A 19,609-nucleotide genomic window follows, 5' to 3' on the forward strand; every position below is an offset into this window, starting at 1 on the left:
TCGCGGGCCGAGAAGAGGTGGACGCTGGTCGAAGGGGGTCGGGCCGACGGAGGAGGGTTCCGATGGACACCGACCGGGCGATCGCGCGGCTGCTGCGCGAGCACGGACGGACCTTCGCCGACGAGGCCGGAATCACCCTGCGGGACGAGCCCGCCCCGCTGTACCAGCTGCTGGTCCTCACGGTCCTCTGCTCGATACGGATCAGGGCCTCGACCGCCACCGCCGCCGCCCGCGAACTGTTCGCCGCCGGGCTGCGGACCCCCCGCGCCATGGCGGACTCCACCTGGCAGGCGCGCGTGGACGCGCTCGGCCGGGCGCACTACGTCCGGTACGACGAGAGCACGGCCACCGCCCTGGGCGAGGGCGCGACGCTGGTCCTCGACCGCTACCACGGCGACCTGCGACGCCTCCGGGAGGAGGCCTCCGGCGATCCGGGGAAGCTCCGCGCGCTGCTGCGGGAGGTGCCCAGGATCGGCCCGGTGGGCGCCGGCATCTTCTGCCGCGAGGCGCAGGCCGTCTGGCCGGAGCTGCGCCCGTACTTCGACGAACGCGCCCTCACGACCGCCGCCGGCCTCGCCCTGCCCCACACCCCCTCGGGCCTCGCCCGCCACGTCCCGCCGAAGGACCTGGCCCGCCTGGCGGCCGCTCTCGTCCGCGCGGGTCTTTCGGGGCCCTCGGCGAACGGGAGCGGGACGGCCCGGCCGGAAAGGACCCCGTCATGACCGCACCTCCCCTCACCCCCACCACACTCGGCCCCCGGAGCGATCTCTCCCAGGTCTTCGAACTCGCCCAGCAACTGCGGGTGGACTCGGTGCGCGCCAGTACGGCGGTGGGGTCCGGGCACCCCACCTCCAGTCTGTCCGCGGCCGATCTGATGGCGGTCCTGATGGCCCGCCACCTCCGCTACGACTGGGAGGCTCCCCAGCACCCGGACGGCGACCACCTGGTCTTCTCGAAGGGGCACGCCTCGCCCCTGCTGTACGCGATGTTCAAGGCCGCCGGGGCGATCGGCGACGACGAGCTGATGACGACGTACCGCCGCGCCGGCCACCGACTCCAGGGCCATCCCACCCCCGAGCTGCCCTGGGTGGACGTGGCCACCGGCTCCCTCGGCCAGGGCATCGGCTACGCCGTCGGGATCGCGCTCGCGGTCCGTGACCTGGAGCGGCGGTCCTGCCGGGTGTGGGTGCTGTGCGGCGACAGCGAGACGGCCGAGGGGTCGGTGTGGGAGGCCCTCGACAAGGCCGGGCACCACCGGCTCGGCAACCTCACCGTCCTGCTCGACGTGAACCGCCTCGGCCAGAGCGGCCCCACGGAGCTGGAGTGGGACACCGAGGCCTACGCCCGCCGCGTCGAGTCCTTCGGCTGCCGGGCGATCGTGGTCGACGGCCACGACCTCGAAGCGATCGACCTGGCGCTCACGACGGCCGCCGACGGACGGGAGCCCACCGTCGTCGTCGCGAGGACCGTCAAGGGCCGTGGCGTGACGGAGGTCGCCGACAAGGAGGGCTGGCACGGCAAGGCGCTGCCCGAGGACCTGGCCGCACGTGCCGTCGCCGAACTCGGCGGCGTACGGGACCTGCGGGTACGCGGCCCCCGGCCGCCCGAACAACAGGGCACGCGGCCCGACGACCGGCATCTCGAGCCGATCGAGCTGCCCCGCTACGAGGTCGGGGACAAGGTCGCCACCCGGGTCGGCTTCGGTGCCGCCCTGGCCGCCCTCGGTGTCCGGCCGGACATCGTCGCCCTGGACGCCGAGGTCGGCAACTCGACCCACGCCGATGAGTTCGGCAAGGCCCATCCGGAGCGGTACTTCCAGACGTACATCGCCGAGCAGCAGATGATCGCGGACGCGGTCGGCATGGCGGTGCGCGGCTTCCGTCCGTACGCCACGACCTTCGCCGCCTTCCTCACGCGCGCGCACGACTTCATCCGGATGGCCGCCGTCTCGCGGATCACGATGGCCCTGTGCGGGACGCACTGCGGGGTCGAGATCGGCGCGGACGGCCCCTCGCAGATGGGCCTGGAGGACCTCGCGATGATGCGCGCGGTCCTCGGCTCCACCGTGCTGTATCCCTCCGACGCCACCTCCGCGGCCGCGCTGACCGCGGCCATGGCCGAGCGCGACGGGATCTCGTACCTGCGCGCCACCCGCGGGGCCTACCCCGTCCTCTACGACAGTGACGAGACGTTCCCCGTCGGCGGGTCGAAGACCCTGCGCCAGAGCCCGGACGACCGGGTCACGCTCGTCGGGGCCGGTGTCACGCTGCACGAGTGCCTGGCGGCCGCGGACGAGCTGGCCGCCGAGGGCGTACGGGCCCGGGTCGTCGATCTGTACTCGGTCAAACCCGTCGACAGGGGCACCCTCGGGCGCGCGGCCCGGGAGACCGGCGCCGTCCTCGTCGTCGAGGACCACCATCCCGAGGGCGGGCTCGGCGAGGCCGTCCTGTCGGCGCTCGCGGCAGACGCCGGGCGGCCCGCCTTCTCCGGTCTCGGCTTCGGTCATCTCGCCGTCACGGAGCTGCCCGGCTCCGGCACCACCGACGAACTCCTCGACGCGTGCGGCATCTCCCGTATCCACATCGCCCGGGCCGCCCGGGCGCTGATCGCGCGGTAGGCGCCCGTCCGTCCCGCCCGCCGGGCCGGTGGTCGGAAAGTCCTTCTTCGGATCATTCCCGTAGGTTGGCCGGGCTCTGCGTGTTATCGCCCCCGCGCGGTCCGCCGTACGCGAGCATGACGGACGCCGAAACCGTCACGAAGCGGAAGAAGGACCCACGTGCCCGGCAGCGACAGCGAGAACCCTGCGATCGCCTCCCCCACCCCCACCGAGACCCGGCCCAAGACCAACATGGACTGGTGGCCGAACCAGCTGGACCTCCAGGTCCTCCATCAGCATTCGCCCCTCTCCGATCCGATGGGCGAGGAGTTCGACTACGCGAAGGAGTTCGCCGGCCTCGACGTCGACGCGCTGAAGCGCGACGTCTTCGCCGTGATGACGGACTCCCAGGAGTGGTGGCCCGCCGACTACGGCCACTACGGGCCCCTGTTCATCCGGATGAGCTGGCACGCCGCGGGGACGTACCGCATCGCGGACGGCCGGGGCGGCGGCGGCCGCGGCGCCCAGCGGTTCGCCCCGCTCAACAGCTGGCCGGACAACGCGAGCCTCGACAAGGCGCGCCGGCTCCTCTGGCCGGTCAAGCAGAAGTACGGGCGGAGGATCTCCTGGGCCGACCTCCTGGTCTTCGCCGGCAACTGCGCCATGGAGTCCATGGGGTTCAAGACCTTCGGGTTCGGCTTCGGACGCCCCGACATCTGGGAGCCCGAGGAGATCTACTGGGGCCCCGAGGACACCTGGCTCGGGGACGAGCGCTACAGCGGCGACCGGCAGCTCACGGGCCCCTTCGGAGCCGTGCAGATGGGCCTCATCTACGTCAATCCGGAGGGCCCCAACGGCAACCCGGATCCGATCGCCGCCGCCCGGGACATCCGGGAGACGTTCGGGCGCATGGCGATGAACGACGAGGAGACCGTCGCGCTCATCGTCGGCGGCCACACCTTCGGCAAGTGTCACGGCGCGGTCGACCCGGAGTACATCGGGCCGGAGCCCGAGGCCGCCCCCATGGAGCAGCAGGCCCTCGGCTGGCGGAACGCGTCCGGCACCGGCAAGGGCGCCGACACGCTCACCAGCGGACTCGAAGGGGCGTGGACCAACGAGCCGACGACGTGGGACAACGGCTACCTCGACAACCTGTTCCGGTACGAGTGGGAGCTGACCACGAGCCCCGCCGGCGCCCACCAGTGGACGCCCAAGGACGCGGCCGCGAAGGACACCGTGCCCGACGCGCACGACCCGTCGAAGCGGCACGCCCCGATGATGCTCACGACGGACCTCTCGCTGCGTCTCGACCCGGTCTACGCGCCGATCGCGAAGCGCTTCCACGAGAACCCGGACCAGCTCGCGGACGCCTTCGCCAGGGCCTGGTACAAGCTGCTGCACCGCGACATGGGCCCCCTCTCGCGCTACCTCGGCCCGTGGATCGCCGAGCCGCAGCTCTGGCAGGATCCCGTCCCCGCGGTCGACCACGCGCTCGTCGGCGAGGCGGACGTCACGGCCCTCAAGGCCCGGATCCTCGACTCGGGGCTCTCCGTCTCCCAGCTGGTCACCACCGCCTGGGCGGCGGCCGCGAGCTTCCGCGGCACCGACAAGCGCGGCGGCGCCAACGGTGCGCGGATCCGGCTCGCCCCGCAGAAGGACTGGGAGGTCAACGACCTGCCCGAGGTGGCGCGGACGGTCGAGACCCTCGACGGGATCCGCGAGGACTTCAACGGCTCGGGCGGCGGGACGAAGATCTCGCTCGCCGACCTGATCGTGCTCGGCGGGTGCGCGGGCGTCGAGCGGGCCGCGAAGAACGCCGGACACGACCTCACGGTCCCGTTCACGCCGGGGCGCACGGACGCCACCCAGGAGCAGACCGACGTCGAGTCCTTCGCGGTGCTCGAACCCCGGGCGGACGGCTTCCGCAACTACCTCAGGGCCGGGGAGAAGCTGTCGCCGGAGACCCTCCTCCTCGACCGCGCCAGCCTGCTGACGCTGACCGCGCCCGAGATGACGGCGCTCGTCGGCGGCATGCGGGTCCTCGGCACCGGGTTCGGGCAGTCGGCGCACGGGGCCTTCACCGACCGGCCGGAGTCGCTCACCAACGACTTCTTCACCGGGCTCCTCGACATGGGCACGGAGTGGAAGGCGTCGACGTCCGACGCGAACGTCTTCGAGGGCCGCGACCGCGCCACGGGCGAGGTGCGGTGGACCGCCACCCCGGTCGACCTCGTCTTCGGCTCGCACTCCCAGCTGCGGGCCCTCGCCGAGGTGTACGCCTCGGCCGACGCCGGAGAGAAGTTCGCGCGGGACTTCGTGGCCGCGTGGGACAAGGTGATGAACCTCGACCGGTTCGACCTGCGCTGAGTACGGCGAGGGGCCGGCCGGCCATGTCGGCCGGCCCCTCGGTCTCCGCAGCCCGGCGGCCGGCCGTCTCGTCCGGCCGGCCCCTCGGTCAGCCTGGTGGTGTCGACACCAGGTGTGGCACACACTGCCGGTGTGCCGCCGAGTGGTGCCAGCGTGGTCACCATGACCCATCCCACCACCCTGATCACCGGCGTCACCCACGGCATGGGGCGCGCGCTCGCCCTCGACCTGGCGCCCCGCGGCGGCACCCTCCTCCTGCACGGCCGGAACGCCGAACGCCTCGATGCCGTGGCCGCCGAGGCACGGGCCGCCGGCCCCGGCACCACGGTCCGTACCTATCTCGCCGACCTCTCCGACCTCGACCAGGTGCGGGCGATGGCCGCCCGGATCCGGGCGGCCGAGCCGTACCTCGACGGCCTGATACACAACGCGGTGGCCGGCGGCGGCTCGCGGCCGCTCGTCCGGGAGCTGAGCGCCCAGGGCCATGAACTCCGCTTCGCGGTCAACCACTTGGCACCGTACGCACTCACCCGCGCCCTGCTGCCGCTGCTCACCGCCTCTGCTCCGGCGCGGGTCGTCAACGTCGCCTCCATCGGGCAGGAGGCCGTCGACTTCGACGATGTGATGATGGAGCGGGAGTACGAGGGCCTGCGGGCCTACTGCCGGAGCAAGCTGGCCCTGATCATGGCGACCTTCGAGCTGGGCGCCGAACTGGAGGGCACCGGCGTCACGGTGAACACCCTCCACCCGGCCCATCTGATGGACACACCGGGCGTCCGCACCTACGGCTTCACCCCCCTCACCACCACCGAGGGGGGCGTCCGCCCGACCGTACGGCTGCTCCTCGACCCGGAACTGGCGACCGTCACGGGGCGCTACTTCGACCGGTTCACCGAGGCGAGGGCCCACGAGCAGGCGTACGACGCCGGGGCGCGCGAGCGTCTCATGAAGCTGACGGACGAACTCGTCGGACAGGGGTGACCGGTAGGGGTGACGGTGGCAACTCCGCTGTCGGCGCCTGGCGGGTCGTCCGCGCGTGGAGAGCTCCACCGTCGATCATGGGAGGCGGTACGTCCCCCTGTGTGAAGGAATATCCGACATGCCGATCCCCCAGGCCGAGCCACAGGCGCCCCCGGCCGACCTCACCACCCCCAAGGCCCGTATCTACGCGATGCTGGACACGGACGGAGACGGAGTCGCCTCGAAGCACGACTACTTCGTCCGCATCGAACGGGCCCAGCGGGCGACCGGACGCGCCGACGACGACCCCCTGGTCATCGCCGCACGGGCCACGGGCGAACGCGCCTGGGCCGCGATGGACGCCAACGGCGACGGCGTGATGACCTATCAGGAGTACATCGCCTGGGTGGACGCGGAGAAGTTCGACAACATCTGCCAGTACGCCCTGGGTGCCTTGTTCGACCTCGCCGACGCCGACCAGGACGGCGCCCTGGACCGGTCGCAGTTCACCCTGCTGCGCGAGGCCCTGGGCAACCGGGCCGACAACGCCGGCTCGGCCTTCGACGCACTGGACGCCGACGGGGACGGACGCGTCGGCCGCGCGGAGTACCTGGCGTCGATCCGCGCGTACGTCACGGGCGACGGATCCCCCATGGGGGACGTCCTGTACTGACCGCCGGTGTCGGTCCCGCGGGCCGACGCGCGAAGCCCCTCGGTGTCCGGGACGCGTTCCCGCCGAGGGGCTTCTCTCGTTCCCGGCCGGACGGCGGGCCGTGCGGCGCCGTCATCACCGAGGCGGGAGACCTGCCCGACGGCGCGCCCCACCACCGGCTGACCTGCCCTCCTCACGGGCGTCGTCGCGCGGGCCTGACGGGTGATGTTCGCGCGGTTCGACGGCGCCTCCGGCGTCGTACCGCGCCACCGGCCAATACTCCGGCCATGAGACCACCCCGTTCCCTGCCCCGGTCGCGCCGCGCCGCGGCCACCGCCCTCGCCGCGCTCCTCGCCCTAGCCGCCCCGGCCACGGCGGCCGCCGGCCCGGCGGGCGACCCCGGTCGCGGCCGCCCCTGCGTCGCCTCCCGGCCGCCCGGCCACGGCCCGGCCCGCGACATCCTGCGGATCGCGGAGCAGGCCAAGGCGGAGATGGGCCTCAAGTCCGTGATCCTGCGGGTCACCGTCGACGGCCGCGAGGTCGTCACCACGGCGCTCGGTGAGTCGATGACAGGGGTACCGGCGACGCCCGCCATGCACTTCCGGAACGGCAACATCGCGATCGCCTACATGGGTACGGCCCTGCTGCGTCTGGTCGACCAGGGCAGGGTCGGGCTCGACGACCCCGTCGCCCGCTGGCTGCCCGGTCTCAAGGACGGCGACCGGATCACCCTGCGCATGCTGGCCGCGTCCACCACCGGTCTCGTCGACTACGTGAAGCTCCCCGCGTTCCAGCGGGCCGTCGTCGCGGACCCCTTCCGCCCGTGGACGGCCGAGGAGCTCGTGCGGCTCTCGACGAGCCAGAAGCGGTGGTACGAGCCGGGCACCAACTGGAGCTACTCGCACGCCAACTTCGTCCTGCTCGGCGCCGCCCTGGAGAAGATCACCGGCACCCGGCTCGACGTCCTGCTCCAGCGGCAGGTCCTGGGCCCGCTCGGACTGCGCGAGACCCGCAACGGCTTCACCCCCGACATCCCGGAACCCGCCCTGCACGCCTTCACCTCGGACCGGGGGACGTACGAGGAGTCCAGCTTCTGGAACCCCTCGTGGACCACCGCCCCCGGCGCGGTCGAGACCACCGACATCTGCGACCTGGCGCGCTCGGCCGCCGGCATCGGCTCGGGCCGGCTGCTCTCCCGGGCCTCCTACCGGGAGTTGCTGAACCCGGGGACCGTCGGTCTCGGCCACGCCACCCACAAGTGCCCGGCGACGATCTGCATCGCGCAGACCGAGGCCACCCACTACGGTCTCGGCCTGCTCGTGCTCGGCGACTGGGTGTCCCAGCACCCGCTGTTCTTCGGCTACTCGGCGTCCCAGGCGTATCTGCCGTCGGAGCGGCTGTCCATCGCGGTCTCGACCACGAACGACCCCGACGCCGCGGCCGGCCACACGGCGCACGTGATCACCCAGCGCATCGCCGCCGCGCTGGCCCCGGCGCACCCGATCCCCGACTTCGGCTGACCGGCGTCGCGGACGGTTCGTCTCACACCGCCGCCGAGTCCCCGTCCGGCGCGTGCTCGACGGCCGTGGCCCCGGCCGCGGCGGCCTCGGCGGCGGTGTAGGAGGAGGCGAAGGTGAAGGCGCGCGGGGAGGGTCCGTGCGCCCGGAGGTCCGCCAGTCGCTCCACGGCCTCGTGGACGGTCGGGATGTGCCCGGCGGGAACCCACCAGAGCACGAGGTGCGCCTCGACGTGCCGGTGGAACCAGTCACGTCGCCTGCGCATGACCTCCAGGTGCCCGCTGCGGTAGGCGAAGTCCCACAGGGCCTCCTGGCTCTCCCACAGGGACAGGTTGACGATGACGTCGTCGCCCAGCGGTCGCAGCCCGGTCGCGTCGCCCTCCCCGTCCTCCACGAGCCGCCACACGAAGCCGGGCGTCCCGTCGGCGGCGGCGTTGACCGGGTCGAGCATCTCGACGAACGGCGCCACGCGCGGGTCGTCGAGGGGGTACCGGAGCGTGGCGACGTTGAGCTGGGCGAGGTGGGCGGGGTGCGTGGATGCGGTCATGGCCTCATCCCAGCACGAGCCCGTTTTCTATGTCAATCATCATTGTTTTTAGAAGCTTCGACCACCACGCAGCACTCCCCCGGCCGCGGATCCATGCGCGCGCGTACGGGCCCCTCCGCGCCCAGCAGGCCTTCGAGCAGGGCGAGGTTCATGCCGCAGACGAGCGGCGGAAAGCTCTCGGCGACGGCATGGAAGGGGCAGTTGCGCATCCGAACGGCATCACCGTCGAGGAACGGCTCGTAGCCGCGCGCCGCCAGCGCCGCCGTGGCCTCGTCGAGGCCGCCGCAGGGTCCCGCCGCACCACGCAGGGCCTCACCCCGGCGGCGCGCGGCCGCGCAGAGACCGGCATCGAGCCCGGCCTGCTCGGCGGCCTCGGCGAGCAGCTCGGCGGCGGTGCGGTAGTCGCGGGCGGGCAGCGACACCGAGCGCTCACCCGGCGCCCGCGTGTACACCTTGGCGGGACGGCCCGCCCCCGGCCCCGAGCGCCCCGAAAGCCGGCGGCTGCCGCTCTCCAGGAGCCCGGCCCCGGTCAGCTTGTCCAGATGGTGCGCGGCGAGCGTGCGCGCCACCCCGACCGCCTCGGCGGCTTCGTTGCGGCCGACTTCTCGACCCTGTGCCACCACGTACTCGTACAGGCGGCGCCGTACAGGATCCTGCAGCACCGCGATCGCGTCGATGTCCTCCACGAGGCCATTCTAGGAACAACACGGATTGGCGATAGAAAAGCCTGCTGCTACGTTCGGACGTCCGACGACCGGGAGCGTGTGGTGACGGAGACGAAGAAGCCGGGGCCGGACGCGCGGCCGCGACTGCGGAGGCAGCCGCAGCAGGCGCGCAGCAGGGCCAGGGTCGAGGCGATCCTCGGCGCGGCCGACCGGATCCTCTCCCGGGAGGGGTACGAGGCGCTGACGATGCGGCGGATCGCTGAGGGCGCGGGCGTGCCGGTCGGCAGCATCTACCAGTTCTATCCCGACAAGGGCGCCGTGGTGGACGCGCTCGGCCGGCGATACCTGGAGGGGTTCGCGTCCGCCATCGACGAGCTCGTCGAGCGGGCCGTCGAGGGCGAACTGACCGACCTGGTCGGCACGATGGTCGACGTCTACAGCGAGCTGTTCCGGTCCCAGCCGGGCGGCATGGCGCTGTGGGCCGGGCGGCACCTCAGTCCCGAGCTCGCCCGGGCCGACGAGGCGAGCAACGCGCTCATCGCGGAGGGCCTGCGGCGCATCGTGGAGCACCTGACGGGCGCTCCCGGCGGCGAGCGGGCGAGGCGGGCGACACGGATGGTGGTGTGGGCGGCCAACGCCGTGCTGCACGAGGTGTTCAAGGGCGAGGGCGAGCCGGACCTGGAGACCGTGGACGAGCTCAAGCGGATGCTGAACGGCTACTGGGAGGACCTGCGCGGCCGGCTGGCCGCGGAGGAGGGGTGATTCCGGCCGGTCCGATCCATAGAACGTGAACAAGTGTTCATGTTACGGTGCGGCCCACCTCGGACGGCAAGCCGGCAGAAGGCAGACACCCGTGACCTCCAGCCCCACCGACCCCACCCGACTCCCCGCCCTCCCGGCCGACTTCGCCTGGGGCGCCTCGACCGCCGCGTACCAGATCGAGGGCGCGGCCGAGGAGGACGGCAAGGGGCCGTCGATCTGGGACACCTTCGTGCGGCGCCCCGGCGCCGTCCGCGACGGCCACACCGGTGACGTCGCCTGCGACCACTACCACCGAGTCGACGAGGACGTCGCGCTGATGCGACGGCTCGGACTCGACGCGTACCGGTTCTCGATCTCCTGGCCGCGCATCCTGCCGACCGGTGCGGGCAAGGTCGAGCCGCGCGGCCTCGACTTCTACGACCGGCTGGTCGACGCACTGCTCGACGCCGGGATCGAGCCGACGCCCACCCTCTTCCACTGGGACCTGCCGCAGGCCCTGGAGGACGAGGGCGGCTGGCTGAACCGCGCGACCGCGCACCGCTTCGCCGCGTACGCGGCGGTGGTGGCGGACCGGCTCGGTGACCGGGTCAAGCGGTGGATCACCCTGAACGAGCCCTTCGTGCACATGTCCTTCGGCTACGGCTTCGGCGTCCATGCCCCGGGCCGCGCCCTGCTCCTCGACGCGCTGCCCGTCGCGCACCACCAGCTGCTCGGCCACGGCCTCGCGACCGCGGCGCTGCGGGCCGCCGTCCCGGACGCGCGGGTACTGATCGCCAACAACTGCACGCCCGTACGGCTGCGCGCGGACGCCCGGTCGGACGGGGACGCGGCGGCGGCCGCGGCGTACGACATCCTGCACAACCGTCTCTTCAACGATCCCGTCCTGCTGGGCCGCCACCCCGATCTCTCGGCGTACGGCATGCCAGACCCGAGCTGGGGAGGGGTGGTGCGCGAGGGCGATCTCGCGACCGTCTCCGCACCGCTGGACGGCCTCGGCATCAACTACTACAACCCGACCTGGGTGACCGCGCCGGCCGATCCCGCCGCGGAGCTCCCCTTCGACCTGACCGAGCCTCAGGAGGCGTACCGGCGCACCGCGTTCGGCTGGCCGGTGGTCCCCGACGGGCTCACGGAGCTGCTCACCGGCCTCAAGGACCGCTACGGCGAGGCCCTCCCGCCGGTGTGGATCACCGAGAGCGGCTGCGCGCAGCCGGCCGGGCGGCACGACCAGGAACGCGTCGACTACCTCGCCGGACACATCACGGCGGTCGCGGACGCCGTGGCCCGAGGGGTGGACGTGCGCGGCTACTTCACCTGGTCGCTGCTCGACAACTTCGAATGGGCCGAGGGCTACCACCAGCGTTTCGGTCTCGTCGAGGTCGACTTCGCCACGGGACTCCGCACACCCCGGGCGAGCTTCGACTGGTACCGCGACCTGATCGCCTCCCATCGCGACGCCGGCCCTTCCCGCCGGGACGCCGGCGCCTCCCCTCACGCGACCGGCACCTCCCCCCGGTCCTGAGCGGCGAAGCCACCATGGCCCACGCTCCGGAAGAGGCCGCCGAGGACGCCGTCGCCGTCCTCGCCGAGCCCACCGTCCCGGTCACGGCCGGCTGGACGGCGAGCCTCTCGCTCTCCACCCTCGCCGTCTTCATGGCCTTCATGACGCCGATTCAGATCCTGCTGCCGCTCCAGCTGGAGCAGATCGACCCGCACGACAAGAACACCGCGCTGTCGCTCGTCACCGGCCTCGGCGCGCTCGTCGCGGTCCTGGCCAACCCGATCGCCGGCGCGTGGTCGGACCGGACCACCAGCCGGTTCGGCCGGCGCCGGCCCTGGATCCTCGGCGGCGCCCTCGCCGGGGCTGCGGGCCTCGCGGTCACCGCCTCCCAGCACACGGTGGCGGGAGTCGCCGTCGGCTGGTGCCTCGCGCAGGCGGGCCTCAACGCGATGCTGGCCGGGGTCACCACCCCGATCGCCGACCGTGTGCCGCTGACCCAGCGCGCGGTGGTCTCCGGCTGGACGGGCCTCATGCAGTCGGTCGGCCTGGTCCTGGGCGCGCTGATCACCGCCCTCCTCATCACCGGTGTCCGCTCCGGCTACCTCACGCTCGCCGTACTCACCGTCGTGCTGGCCCTGCCGTTCGTCCTGCGCCACGCCGAGCCGGCCCTGCCGCGGACGCTGCGCCCCGCCGTCGACGCCCGTGCACTCGCCCGCTCGTTCTGGGTGAGCCCCCGGAAGCACCCCGACTTCGGCTGGGCTTGGCTCACCCGGTTCCTGATCAACCTCGGGAACGCCCTGGGCACCCTCTACCTGTTCTACTTCCTCGCCGACGCGGTCCACTACGGCGACCCCGGCACCGGCGTGCTGATCCTGACGGTGATCTACACCCTCTGCGCGGCGCTCACGGCCATCCCGGTGGGGGTGCTGTCCGACCGGGCCGGACGCCGCAAGGGCTTCGTCGCCGTCTGCTCGCTGGTCATGGCCGCCGCCGCGCTGCTGCTCGCCCTGGTGCACACCTGGCCCTCCGCGCTCGCCGCCGCGGCCGTGCTCGGCGCGGGCTACGGCATCTACCTCGCCGTCGACCAGGCGCTGGTCACCCAGGTCCTGCCCGAGGCCGCCGACCGCGCGAAGGATCTCGGCGTCATCAACATCGCGAACTCGGGACCGCAGGTCCTCGCCCCCGCGCTGGCCTCACCGGTCATCGCCCACCTCGGCGGCTACACCGGGCTGTACGCCACGGCGGCCCTGGTCATCCTGGCCGGCGGCCTTCTCGTCCGCCGCATCAGGGGCGTGGCCTGACACCCACCCAGGCGCACGGCCCCCCGTCCCACTCTCTGAAATTCTGCATTCAGAGTCTTGCCCCCTGTTGGTCTCTATGCGAGATTCGGCGCACCGCAGTGCGGGTACACGGCTGCGGTCCGTCCGGATACACAGGAATCGCTGCGGGAGAGGTCTCCAACATGCCGGTCCAGCACGCCCCCGGGGAACGACTCGCGATGGAGAGGCGCACCATCGAGGTCATTCCCGACGCCGAGCGGCACGGCACGCCGCGCAGCCAGTTCACGCTGTGGTTCGGCGCCAACATGCAGATCACCGCGATCGTCGACGGCGCACTGTCCGTCGTCTTCGGCGCGGACGCGCTGTGGGCGATACCCGCGCTCCTCATCGGCAACGTGCTCGGCGGCATCGTGATGGCGCTGCACTCCGCGCAGGGCCCGCGGCTCGGCGTACCTCAGATGATCTCCAGCCGCGCGCAGTTCGGCGTCCACGGAGCGGTCCTGCCGCTGCTGCTCGTGATCCTCATGTACCTCGGCTTCGCCGCGACCGGCAGCGTGCTGGCGGGCCAGGCGGTCGCCGAGCTCCTCCACACCGACAACACGCAGGTGGGCATCCTCGTCTTCGGCGTCCTGACCGCCGTGGTCGCCGTCACCGGCTACCGGCTGATCCACGCCGCCGGCCGCGTCGCGACCGTCGTCGGCGTGCTGGGCCTCGGCTATCTCCTCGTACGGGTGTTCACCCAGTACGACGTCGGCGCGCACGTCGGGCTCAAGGGCTTCGAGGCGGCGACCTTCCTGCTCGCCGTGGGTCTGGGCGCCGGGTGGCAGCTGACCTTCGGCCCCTACGTCGCCGACTATTCGCGCTACCTGCCGCGCGACACCAGCACGCGCGCGACGTTCTGGTCGACGTTCGCCGGTTCCGTCATCGGCTCCCAGTGGGCCATGACGCTCGGCGCGCTCACCGCGGCCGTCGCGGGCAAGACCTTCCTCACCGACCAGGTGGGCTTCCTCGGCGAGCTGGCCGGCCCCGCGGCGCTCGCCTTCCTCATCTACCTGGTGATCGTGGTCGGCAAGCTGACCGTCAACTGCCTCAACGCGTACGGCGGCTTCATGTCGATCCTGACGACCGTCACGGCCTTCGACGGCCGCTCGCGGATCTCGGCGGCCGCCCGCGCCGCCTACATCGTCGGCTTCACGGCGGTGTCGGTCGGCATCGCGCTCGCCGCCAGCGCCGACTTCCTGAACAACTTCAAGAACTTCGTGCTCCTGATCCTGATGGTGTTCACCCCGTGGAGCGCGATCAACCTGGCCGACTACTACCTGGTCTCCCGCGAACGGGTCGACATCCCCGCCCTGTACGACCCGGAGGGCCGCTACGGGCGCTGGAACGTCACCGCGCTGACCTGTTACGTCGTGGGCGTCGCCGTCCAGATCCCGTTCCTGGCCACCAAGCTGTACACCGGCGCGATCACCGAGAAGCTCGGCGGCGCCGACATCTCGTGGATCGTCGGCCTGGTCGTCACCGGGGCCGTGTACTGGCTGTGGGTGCGGCGCACGGCCGACCCGCCGGCCGAGACCGTCCACCCGGCCACGACCGAGGACGGCGACCGCACGACGGCACCCGTCGGCTGACCCGTACGCACCTCACGAACCGTCCTGCACCCCGCCGTCGTGGTTTCGCCGCCGAACGGAAGCCTGCTGAGCACGGGTCAGCGGGTGATCGGCCCCGAGTACGCGCTTGAGGTGATCGAGGAAGCGGACGCCGGCGGTCGCCGCCCCGGAACGGTCGCCGGACGCTTCCCGCCAGTCGATGAGGTGTCTCCAGACGGTGAGGCTCTGCGGATGGCTCTCGCCCATCACGCGCAGGGTGGGCCCGAGGAGCTCGGCCAGGAGGGCGGCGGCGGCCTTGGCGTCGCCGCACCTTCCACTCCACACGGCGAGGTCCAGAACGGCCGTGAGTGTGTCGGGATGCTCGGCGCCCAGATGGCGCCGGGCCGCGGCGGCCAGACGGTCGAAGTGCTCGCGGGCTGCCGCGACCTGCCGGTTCTCGCCGAGGCTGTGGCCCGAGCGGTAGAGCACCGTGTGCACCTCGGGCCAGTGCAGGGCGTGTTCGGCATGGTCCTTCAGGACGTCCGTGTTGGACCGCAGCGCCTGGGCCAGGTCCGCGTCGCGTTCATGGTCGGGCCATCCGTCGGCAAGGGCGTCGGCCGCCGTCCGGGCGAGCCGTCGCTGCCGGTCGGGCTCCAGCGGTTCGCGGACCGCCCGCTGAATGAGCTGGTGAACGCGCACGGTTCGGTGCAGGACTCGGGGCGTGTGGTCGACCAGGCTCAGCTGGTGGAGGTTCCACAGCGCGCAGGTGACGTCCTGGAGGTCGATCTCCGCCTCGCGGTCCCGGTTGATGAAATCGAGGGCGGCCCACCCGTCGAGAATCATCGCGGGGATGCCGTTGGGGTCGAGCATCGCGGCGACTTCGAGGAGGGGACGTGCGACCCCTTGCGGGCTGAGCCGGTCCGCCAGGTCGACGGACAGGGACCAGGCGGCGGCCACCGTGTGCCGCTGGCCGTCGGGAAGACCGCTGATGTCCGCGAGCACGTCGTGCAGGACGAGTCTGCGGTCGGCCAGGCGCTGACGGTAGGCCGCGCAGTCCAGATGCTTGTTGACCATGTACGGCACGGCTTGGGCGAGAGCGAGCGGGAGGTGCCCGAAGTCCTCCGCCAGCGCGAGGATCTCCTCGGTGCTGTCGGCCCGTCGGTGGACGGCGAGCTTGCTGACCAGGTAGTCGTGGGACTCCTCGGGCGTGAAGAGACCGACCTCGATGCGGGCGCGTCCTTGTGCCAGAAAGGCGGCGTCACGGTTGCGCGTCGTCACCAGGGTGCGTCCGCCGGGGCCCTGCGGTGGCCAGAGATCGTGAAGGTCCGCCGGCTGGGTGACATCGTCCAGTACCACCAGCCAGCGCTTGCCGTGGTCCTGGCCGAGCCAGCGGAGGAAGGCCTCGGCGGCCCGCCGCGAGTCCTGACGGTCGGTGCCGAGCACGCTCACGGCTGCCTGCGCGTAGGCCTCGGTGATCGCCTCGGGGCCGGCGGCGTTCACCCAGACCAGCAGGTCGAGGTCTCCTTCGTGCCACAGCCGGCGGACATGACGGGCCGCCACCTGCGTCTTGCCCACGCCACCGCCGCCGACGAGGACGTGGCACCGCTCCCTGCCCTCTGGGCCTTCCCGAGCGGCAGACGCCAGGTCCAGGGCATGGATCGCGTCGCGCTCCTTGAAGCAGTCCGCCTCGGGAGGGAGCACCCCGACCTGCTGCGGCCAGGACACGGAGGGGCGGCTCGGCGGGTTCTGCAGCTGGAGGAATCCGATGTGCTGAGCGGCGATGCTGCCGTTCTGCGCGTGGACAGCCTGCTCCGCGATGTCGTTCGGGCGTACGGAGGTGCCGGGGACCGTCAGCCCTCGTCCGGGCCCGGCTGTGAAGGGGACCCCAGGACGACGTCTCCCATCCGGAGCGCGGCGACCGACCCACGGTCGGCCCGGACATCCACGTCTCCGCCGACGGACAGCCCGGCCCGATCGGCCGTCACCACGGGGCCCACCGGCCCGTGGGCCGCGAGCAGCGAGCGAAGCTCGGTGGCCGCCTGGGCGCGATCCGCTCCGTCCACGCTCTCGAAGAGCGCTTCGAAGCGCGCCTGCCACAGTCCTTCCTCGCGCGCACGGTCGACCTCGTGGCCCGCCTCCAGCGCCGCGGCACTGCGGTCGAGACGCTCGATCTCGGCCTGTTCCCGCTCCGGCCGGCCCCGGCCGAACCATCGGGCCACCGCGTTCCTGAAGCCGCCCCACGCATCCGTGCCGGCTGCCTGCACCACGGCGGCACCGCCTGTCTCGGCCAGTGCCGTCACGACCTCTTCCAGCATTCCCCCGCCCGGTGTCCGCTCAGCGATCCGATGTCCGGACCGTAGCGCACGAACAGCTCGCCGGGGCCGACTCGGCACAACCCGCGCGACGCCGCGCGCCGACGCGGCTCAGCTCTGCAGGGCGCGGGCCCTCTGGTACTCGGCGCGTGCGAGCAGCGAGAAGATGATCGTGGCGCAGAGTGCGACGCCGACGATCACCCACTCCAGGGCTCCGCTGTGCTGGTCGGGGTCGACCTCGAAGACCCTTTCGATCCAGTCGGGCCAGACCACGGTCAGGAGGAACAACAGTCCGCTGAGGGAGGCCGCGATCGCCTCGATCCAGCCCCGCAGGCGTACGTTGCGCGTCATCGTGCTCACCTTCACCATCGCCGGACCGTCAGAACCATCGCCGGACCGTCAGACCGAGGACAGGTCGATCCGGAACATGCCCCGGCCGTGGGTCACACAGACGAGGGTCTCGTCCATCCAGAACAGATCGTCGACCGAGCAGTTGGTCGGGCCCTCGTTCGTCGGTGACCAGGTCGTCCCGGAGTCCTCGCTCGCGAACAGGCCGACCTCGCAGCCGCAGTACAGGAACGCCGGTCGGCGCGGATGCACGGCGAGCGCCCGTACCGGAGCGGCGGGGAGCGTGGGAGAGAGGTCGGTCCAGCGGGCGCCGCCGTCCTTCGTCACCCACAGGTTGCCGGGCTCGAACCCGCCGAAGGCGACGTACGCGGTCTTCACGTCCGTCGGATGGGCGGTGATGCTCGTGCAGTACCGCCGCGGCCGCAGCGGGTCCGGGCCGATCACTCCGACGCGGTCCCAGGCCGGCGCCGCGGCCGTGCCGTCGGTGGTGCGGAAGAGCATGCCGTTGCGGTGGCCCACCCACACCACGTCGGAGTCCGCCGGAGCCACCGCGAGCGCGCTGATCGGCGACCCCGCGCTGGGCTTGATCGACTGCCATCTGGGACCCGAGGTCGGTGTGTTCGGCGCCTTCGCGTCGTTCGTCCGCCACAGCGAGAGACCGCCGGCGAGCAGCCGCTGCGGGTTGCCCGGGTCCATGACGAACGGCGCGATGAAGAGGGCCTTCTGGTTCTTGGCGTCGGGGATCAGGAACGGCACCGGCTTCCAGTCCCAGTCGGGGATCGCCGGGTTCCAGAACTGGCCGCTGATGTAGCGGTCCGGATCCTCGGTGGCGCCGCCGTCGTCGTTGCGGTGGATGTTGAGGTAGACGTACTCGCCGTAGAGGACGTCGGGGTCGGTCGGGTCGCAGGCGCACCAGCCGCCGTCACCGCCCTGGAACTCCCTCCATCCCTCGGTCCCGGTCGCGGGGTCGAAGACGAGCGTGCCGTTGTCCTGCGCGCCGCCGATGATCTTCCCGCTGGTGGTGTTGCCGGCGCCGCCGAAGAACTGCGTGACGCCGTAGTTGTTGTCCAGCTCGGTCCAGCCGTCCACGAACGGCGCCTCCGGCTCCGTCCCCACCACCGCGAGGTCGGCCGCCTGGAACACCCCGCCGTCGTTGCCGAAGAACACGGTCCTGTTGTGCACCCCGTCGTAGGAGGGGTGCGCGACGACGGCGTGGTGATCGGCGTGCGCCGAACCCGGTTCCCACCAGGTGCTGATCTCGGCCAGGTGGTCGCCGCCGTCCGTACTGCGCCACAGATCGACGCCGCCGGTGACGAGCAGGTCCGCGTCCGTCGGGTCCCCGGCCCAGATCGTGTTGCTGTACCAGCCCTGGTCGGCCAGGTAGTCGGCCACCTCCCCGCTCGGGGCCTCGGTCTTCCTGATCCGGTAGGTCCTGCCGCCGTCGGTGGACCGCCAGATGCGGCCGGTCCGCGCCTGCACCGAGGCGTACACGACCTTCGGGTCCTTCACCGCGTAGGCGAGTTCGACCCGGCCCGACCACGGGCCGTGTGTCGCGGCCTGCCAGGTGAGCCCGCCGTCGGCGCTGGACCAGGCCTCCCCCGCGTCGAGCGCGCCGGCGACCGCCCTGTCGTCGTCGCCCGGGTCGAACACGACCTGGCCGAGCGGGATGCCCAGGACCCGCGTCCAGGTCGCCCGTGCCGGGTCGGAGCTGCGGAACAGTCCGGTGTCGGTGGCCGCGAGGACCACGGCACCCGTCGAGGAGACCGCGATCCGGGTCACGGCCCGGAAGTCCTCGGTCTGCGTCGCCGGCAGGGGCGACCAGGTCGTGGCGTCGACGGTGCGGAAGATGCCGTTGCCGCGGAGGGCGTCGACGTTCGAGAAGCCCTCGCCGGTGCCCACGTAGATCGTCGACGGGTCCGAGGGGTCCATCGCCATGCACGCGCACGCGAGGTTGCCGAGGAAGTCGTCCACGGGCGCCCACTTCGCTCCGCCGTTGCGGGTGATCCACACGCCGCCGCCGGCGCTCGCGGCCCACATCCTGTTCGGGTGGCCCGGGTCGATCACGAGGGCGCGGGTCCGCCCGCCGATGTTTCCGGGGCCGAGCCACTCCCACCGCGTGAGCGTCATCCCCGCGGTCGGCGCCGGCCGGGCCGCACGCGCGCCGCGGTGACGGCCGGTCGGGACGCCGGCCGTCTGGGGAGCCGGGGGTGTGCTGCGTACCAGCGAGCGCATCCGGGCGCGTGCCGTCCCCTGGGCGTGCGCCGGCACCGTCCCGTCGTCGCCGCTCTCCTGTGCGTACCGGAACAGCAGCCGTGCGTGGGGCAGGTCGGGGTAGTCGAGGCGGCGCAGTGCCCGGCGCACCGCCGTGACGGGGAGGCCGTCCAGTGTCTCGTTCGTGGCACCCCGGCTCCTGCGCAGCAGTCGCACCTGCTCGACGGTGATGTCCTTGGCCTGGGCGAGCTGTTCGTCCGAGATGGTCATGATGCACCTCTGGGTGCGAGACGTTTCCGTTC

Annotated in this window: 16 protein-coding genes; 10 read left to right on the top strand and 6 right to left on the bottom strand. The window is 72.3% G+C overall.

Features of this window, described 5'->3' with window-relative positions; genetic code table 11:
• Window positions 1-62 precede the first annotated feature (62 nt).
• The 6 genes from AC07AW_RS18180 (at window position 63) to AC07AW_RS18205 (ending at window position 8,095) form a co-directional block, all read left to right on the top strand.
• Window positions 63-722, top strand: coding sequence for an endonuclease (locus AC07AW_RS18180; protein WP_478816482.1), 660 nt, complete (start codon window positions 63-65; stop codon window positions 720-722).
• Window positions 719-2,617, top strand: coding sequence for a transketolase (locus tag AC07AW_RS18185; RefSeq protein WP_478816483.1), 1,899 nt, complete (start codon window positions 719-721; stop codon window positions 2,615-2,617). Before AC07AW_RS18180 ends, AC07AW_RS18185 begins: the two co-directional genes overlap by 4 nt.
• 159 nt (window positions 2,618-2,776) lie before the next feature.
• A complete protein-coding gene (gene katG, locus AC07AW_RS18190; protein ID WP_478816484.1) occupies window positions 2,777-4,963 on the top strand; it encodes a catalase/peroxidase HPI in 2,187 nt (728 codons plus the stop codon).
• A gap of 162 nt (window positions 4,964-5,125) precedes the next feature.
• Window positions 5,126-5,944: an SDR family NAD(P)-dependent oxidoreductase gene (locus AC07AW_RS18195; RefSeq protein ID WP_478816485.1), complete on the top strand. Its 819-nt coding sequence runs from the start codon at window positions 5,126-5,128 to the stop codon at window positions 5,942-5,944.
• Window positions 5,945-6,062: 118 nt separating this feature from the next.
• Window positions 6,063-6,596, top strand: coding sequence for an EF-hand domain-containing protein (locus AC07AW_RS18200; protein ID WP_478816486.1), 534 nt, complete (start codon window positions 6,063-6,065; stop codon window positions 6,594-6,596).
• 266 nt (window positions 6,597-6,862) lie between these two features.
• A complete protein-coding gene (locus AC07AW_RS18205; protein WP_478816487.1) occupies window positions 6,863-8,095 on the top strand; it encodes a serine hydrolase domain-containing protein in 1,233 nt (410 codons plus the stop codon).
• Between the two features lie 22 nt (window positions 8,096-8,117).
• Here AC07AW_RS18205 and AC07AW_RS18210 read toward each other — a convergent pair whose 3' ends face one another.
• Window positions 8,118-8,639, bottom strand: coding sequence for a DUF3291 domain-containing protein (locus AC07AW_RS18210; RefSeq protein ID WP_478816488.1), 522 nt, complete (start codon window positions 8,637-8,639; stop codon window positions 8,118-8,120).
• A gap of 32 nt (window positions 8,640-8,671) precedes the next feature.
• Window positions 8,672-9,325, bottom strand: a complete 654-nt coding sequence (locus tag AC07AW_RS18215) for a helix-turn-helix transcriptional regulator (protein ID WP_478816489.1) — start codon at window positions 9,323-9,325, stop codon at window positions 8,672-8,674.
• An 81-nt stretch (window positions 9,326-9,406) separates the two neighbouring features.
• Between AC07AW_RS18215 and AC07AW_RS18220 the strand changes: the two genes are divergently transcribed.
• The 4 genes from AC07AW_RS18220 (at window position 9,407) to AC07AW_RS18235 (ending at window position 14,478) form a co-directional block, all read left to right on the top strand.
• Window positions 9,407-10,066: a TetR/AcrR family transcriptional regulator gene (locus AC07AW_RS18220; RefSeq protein WP_478816490.1), complete on the top strand. Its 660-nt coding sequence runs from the start codon at window positions 9,407-9,409 to the stop codon at window positions 10,064-10,066.
• Window positions 10,067-10,157: 91 nt separating this feature from the next.
• Window positions 10,158-11,588 (top strand): GH1 family beta-glucosidase, encoded by a 1,431-nt coding sequence (locus AC07AW_RS18225; RefSeq protein WP_478816491.1) that lies wholly within the window; start codon window positions 10,158-10,160, stop codon window positions 11,586-11,588.
• 14 nt (window positions 11,589-11,602) lie between these two features.
• On the top strand, window positions 11,603-12,868 hold the full coding sequence (locus tag AC07AW_RS18230; RefSeq protein WP_478816492.1) for an MFS transporter: 1,266 nt from the start codon (window positions 11,603-11,605) through the stop codon (window positions 12,866-12,868).
• A gap of 161 nt (window positions 12,869-13,029) precedes the next feature.
• Window positions 13,030-14,478, top strand: a complete 1,449-nt coding sequence (locus tag AC07AW_RS18235; RefSeq protein WP_478816493.1) for a purine-cytosine permease family protein — start codon at window positions 13,030-13,032, stop codon at window positions 14,476-14,478.
• 12 nt (window positions 14,479-14,490) lie between these two features.
• Here AC07AW_RS18235 and AC07AW_RS18240 read toward each other — a convergent pair whose 3' ends face one another.
• The 4 genes from AC07AW_RS18240 to AC07AW_RS18255 form a co-directional block, all read right to left on the bottom strand.
• Entirely contained in the window at window positions 14,491-16,161 is a 1,671-nt protein-coding gene (locus AC07AW_RS18240) for an NB-ARC domain-containing protein (protein WP_478816494.1), read from the bottom strand.
• A gap of 125 nt (window positions 16,162-16,286) precedes the next feature.
• On the bottom strand, window positions 16,287-16,736 hold the full coding sequence (locus AC07AW_RS18245) for a hypothetical protein (RefSeq protein WP_478816495.1): 450 nt from the start codon (window positions 16,734-16,736) through the stop codon (window positions 16,287-16,289).
• A 123-nt stretch (window positions 16,737-16,859) separates the two neighbouring features.
• Entirely contained in the window at window positions 16,860-17,099 is a 240-nt protein-coding gene (locus AC07AW_RS18250) for an ABC transporter permease (protein WP_478816496.1), read from the bottom strand.
• Between the two features lie 48 nt (window positions 17,100-17,147).
• Window positions 17,148-19,577 (bottom strand): WD40/YVTN/BNR-like repeat-containing protein, encoded by a 2,430-nt coding sequence (locus AC07AW_RS18255; protein WP_478816497.1) that lies wholly within the window; start codon window positions 19,575-19,577, stop codon window positions 17,148-17,150.
• Window positions 19,578-19,609 lie beyond the last annotated feature (32 nt).

The sequence above is a fragment of the Streptomyces sp. NPDC044003 genome, assembly GCF_056435185.1.

Coding starts and splice junctions, on each gene's coding strand:
- AC07AW_RS18180 (WP_478816482.1), top strand. CDS start 63: ATGGACACCGACCGGGCGATCGCGCGGCTGCTGCGCGAGCACGGACGG.
- AC07AW_RS18185 (WP_478816483.1), top strand. CDS start 719: ATGACCGCACCTCCCCTCACCCCCACCACACTCGGCCCCCGGAGCGAT.
- AC07AW_RS18195 (WP_478816485.1), top strand. CDS start 5,126: ATGACCCATCCCACCACCCTGATCACCGGCGTCACCCACGGCATGGGG.
- AC07AW_RS18200 (WP_478816486.1), top strand. CDS start 6,063: ATGCCGATCCCCCAGGCCGAGCCACAGGCGCCCCCGGCCGACCTCACC.
- AC07AW_RS18205 (WP_478816487.1), top strand. CDS start 6,863: ATGAGACCACCCCGTTCCCTGCCCCGGTCGCGCCGCGCCGCGGCCACC.
- AC07AW_RS18210 (WP_478816488.1), bottom strand. CDS start 8,639: ATGACCGCATCCACGCACCCCGCCCACCTCGCCCAGCTCAACGTCGCC.
- AC07AW_RS18230 (WP_478816492.1), top strand. CDS start 11,603: ATGGCCCACGCTCCGGAAGAGGCCGCCGAGGACGCCGTCGCCGTCCTC.
- AC07AW_RS18235 (WP_478816493.1), top strand. CDS start 13,030: ATGCCGGTCCAGCACGCCCCCGGGGAACGACTCGCGATGGAGAGGCGC.
- AC07AW_RS18250 (WP_478816496.1), bottom strand. CDS start 17,099: ATGACGCGCAACGTACGCCTGCGGGGCTGGATCGAGGCGATCGCGGCC.
- AC07AW_RS18255 (WP_478816497.1), bottom strand. CDS start 19,577: ATGACCATCTCGGACGAACAGCTCGCCCAGGCCAAGGACATCACCGTC.